Raw genomic sequence first — 3,580 nt, forward strand, 5'->3', positions numbered from 1 at the left:
GAGGCGCAAGCCTGGGCCGCATAACCCAAACCAAATGGCCTCCGGGAATTCCGGAACGGTTCAGTGTCCAGGTTGCGGCCATATGCACCGGATCTCACTCTAACAGTCGTCCAACTCGCGTCATGACCGTGGGCATAGCGAATTATACCGAGCGCATCGCTTGGGCCCTGCTAGCATGCAGGGATATTTATTGCGCGGCGAGTTGCGCTCAGGGGGCAGCTTAAGAAAGGGGCTCATTCAAGTCCCTCCGATGACACAGAAAACCAGGGCGATGGCGATGGCGGCCAGATCGTTATAGGCCAAACGGTCGTAGCGGGTCGCGACGCGCCGCCAGTTCTTGAGGCGACCGAATAGGCGCTTGATCCGATCACGTCGCCGGTAGGATACCCGGCTATGCCTGTCGTGCACCGTCCGGATGGCCTTGGGCAAGCAGGATGGTGGCGATCACCCAGTGGCTCTTCAGCCAGTCCCTGAAGCTCTGCGCATCGTAGGCCGCGTCTGCGATCAGGCGCTTGGGCAGCACCACGGCCTGCACCAGAGGTAGCGCCATGTTGCTGTCGGCCACATTTCCGGGCGTCACGGCGAACGCAACTGGCCGGCCACGACCATCGGAGAAGCAATGGATTTTGCTTGGAGAGCCACCGCGCGATCAACCGACGGCCTGGCTCCAGCCCCCGCTTATTCACCCGATGCCGATCGGTGGGCCTTCACGTGCGTGGCATCTAGCATCAGTTCGTCGGGGCCAAGACCTGCGACCACGATCTTGGCCCACAACTGTTGCAAGATTCCGCGCTGAGACTACCTATTGTGGTGGATCTTCGATTGTAGCTTGAACGCCGTACTCGGAGGGCGCATCCTGCCGGAGGCAGCCAACATTCAACACATGTAGAACGCCGCTGATCACCCGCCGATCATCGACTCGAGGGTGGCCCAGTTGGCCGTGCGGCAAGTGCGATTCGATCCGCTCCCAGGCTTTAGAGGAGAGCTGGAACAACCGTGCCATCGCAATCTTCCTGTGTTGGAAACCCCAAACTCAGGAAAAAACGCGAGCAACATCAATTGGTTGTATGAGTCCCTGCCCTAGAACAAGCTATCGCGGTCTGGATCAGTATGGCCGAAAGGCGATTGCACCTGAGTCTACGTCCAGATTGGACTTTCTAGCCGAGCGTCCCACACCCGCCAAAGACTCATAACGTCCTTTCCGACTAACTACAAAGTTGTCAGATTCTTCAAATAGAGGCTAAACATGATAAATATCTCCATTCGCAAAACATCTCGTATTGTTCTATTTGTTTTTCCCCAAATTTTATCTTCAAATACCCTAGCCTTAGAACGAACTTTAGCTAAGCCAGATCTTTCCCCAGAACATAATCAAACATATTCGAGCAAAAATGCAACTGAATCTTCAGATAAGAAAGACCTTAACCTAGATTTCAATGTCGTTCCTGAAAATGGAGAGGCATTGAGACGCGTTTTTATAGATAAGTTTTCAATTGATAGTCGATCTTATCTCGACCCTCAACAAACTGAAGGTCCATATACTGATTTTGACTCGCGCTCAACAGATTTTACTTTAGTGACCAATACAGAATCTGCCAAACTCGCTGGCGCCGGTGTTATGCGCGACAGCAAAGTACTCATCACAAGAGATCGAGACGCAAAGAATTATGAAGCGCTCGGTTACCGAGCGATTACAAATGGATTTCGTTCATTTGTTTACGGCAAATTCGATAAGAGAGAAGCTACAACACAGTGGAAGGACATTCACGGCGGATGGTTCTACGCGATTGGGCGATCGGGCGGCGTGAATCGCGGAACGAGTGGCGTCTTGGCTGAAGCCGTACAACTCGGTACCGGCGTCGCAACAAATGAGTTTTCAGCTATGGCACCCGCATATGGACATGATCAGCCGGCACTTCTTGCACCAATAATTGGAATTATTTATAATTATAAAGCAGATTCCGATTTGAAACACAAGGCATTTGGCGTTCAAGCAAATCTTTATGGTTATTCGAGTACTGCTGCGTTTCGCGCTGCATCAGTAAACGCCGAAGGTCAGCCTGGTTCTGCAGAGGTCGGCGTTCAACTCGAGGAACTTATGGTTTCCTCTGCCGCAATCAGTATGCCGCAAGGGAGTACTACAAACCCAAATGCTGGCACGTTAATTCGTTATGGATCGAACCAATACACGTTTTACGACAGATCCACCAAGACTTTTATCTGGGTTATCGATGGTATTTCAGTAGCAACTATTTCATCCGATACAATTAATTTCAGTCCCAAAGCTGTTAAAGATTTCCCGAATCATACAGCAGCGGATGCAGCAGGTCTTCGCGCGGGTCAAATCTACCGCGTTGGACGTGCCCTGATGATTAAACCATAATTTACGTTTTAGACAGAATCTACAAAAATATTTGGGATTATCTATAAATAATATCATTGCATACTATAATGTCAAGCATATTCTATTTATTTAAGGTTTAAAGCTATCGCTTGCTAAGAATAGGGATTGAAATTGCGATTAAACACAGTGTAATTTCCTGGATATAAGATTTTCTCGGCGGCCCTGGTTGGACTGTGGACAATAATCCCGCACCAGAGCCGCTGGCTATTGGCTCACTGCCTGGTGAGACAGTAGCCAACTGGTTCTCGGACGTCGATAGTGACAGGCCCGCACCCAATCGCCTCAACAAGGCTTTACTTTCGCATTGATATAGCGGAGGGCCACAATGCGAAGGAAAAATCGATATGTTCGTCGCTATCGATCGCGCAAGCGAGTTCGCCTTCATTGAAATCTAGGAATGAGCCACGCGGCGGGCCGCTGGCGACTGCATTTGTCATCTTAATTTGGACGAATTCTATAAGAGCGCCTAACAAAACTGGGTTGGGCGCATTGTGCGAAGATGGCGAGACAGCTCCTTCCCAATGGCCTGGGGGCCGAGATTGCACCGCTGCTTCCGGCTGAACGGGCCAACCCGAAGGGCGGTCGGCTGCGAACGTTCGACTATGCGGCGCTGACGGGGATCCTTTTGCGCTGCGCTCGGGCACGCCCTGGGAGTTGCTCCCCCCGGGATATGGACTCCGGCGCGAAGACGACCTGCTGGCGGCGCCTGCGGGAATGGCAGAGGGCTGGAATATGGGATCGAACACGCGCTTCTCGATTAACTCGACCGGCAGAACGGCATCGACTTCAGTCGAGTTTCTTTCGACAGCGCCCCGATCGAAGGAAAAAGGGGGCGCGGTGACAGGTCCGACCCTAAACCGCCCGGAGCAAGCCGGGCACGAAGCGCCTTGTCCTCACCGAAGCGAGGGGCATCCCTCTCGCTCTGATGCGGATGGGCACCAATGTGCATGACAGCCGGATGGTGGAGGCCATCATAGATGCCGTCCCACCGATCCGCTTAGGCTGGGAGGGCACCGCACAAGCGTTCCTCAAAGCGGCACGCCGACAAGGCTGCGATCACCGCCGCTGCCGTCAGGCGCTAACCCACCGTCGCATTTAGCACCGCATCGCCCGGCGCAAGTGAACCGCGCCGGGTTTCCCGGAGGCCCCAACTCTTGCGAGGATGGAGCCATGACC

The 3,580-nt window shown here is 53.0% G+C and carries 1 protein-coding gene and 2 pseudogenes; 2 read left to right on the forward strand and 1 reads right to left on the reverse strand.

Annotated features, from left to right (window positions below):
• Window positions 1-237: 237 nt before the first annotated feature.
• A pseudogene (locus ASF20_RS24185) lies at window positions 238-1,003 on the reverse strand (IS5 family transposase).
• 243 nt (window positions 1,004-1,246) lie between these two features.
• On the opposite strand from ASF20_RS24185, the gene ASF20_RS24190 reads away from it, so the two are divergent.
• Window positions 1,247-2,383 (forward strand): hypothetical protein, encoded by a 1,137-nt coding sequence (locus ASF20_RS24190; RefSeq protein WP_156648099.1) that lies wholly within the window; start codon window positions 1,247-1,249, stop codon window positions 2,381-2,383.
• A 520-nt stretch (window positions 2,384-2,903) separates the two neighbouring features.
• Window positions 2,904-3,500: pseudogene (locus ASF20_RS25025) on the forward strand (IS5 family transposase); the annotation flags it as partial.
• Window positions 3,501-3,580 lie beyond the last annotated feature (80 nt).

It is taken from the genome of Methylobacterium sp. Leaf88, from assembly GCF_001422795.1.
Lineage (GTDB): Bacteria > Pseudomonadota > Alphaproteobacteria > Rhizobiales > Beijerinckiaceae > Methylobacterium.

Bases quoted from the DNA above. Each gene is read 5' to 3' on its own strand.
- ASF20_RS24190 (WP_156648099.1), top strand. From the start codon at position 1,247: ATGATAAATATCTCCATTCGCAAAACATCTCGTATTGTTCTATTTGTT.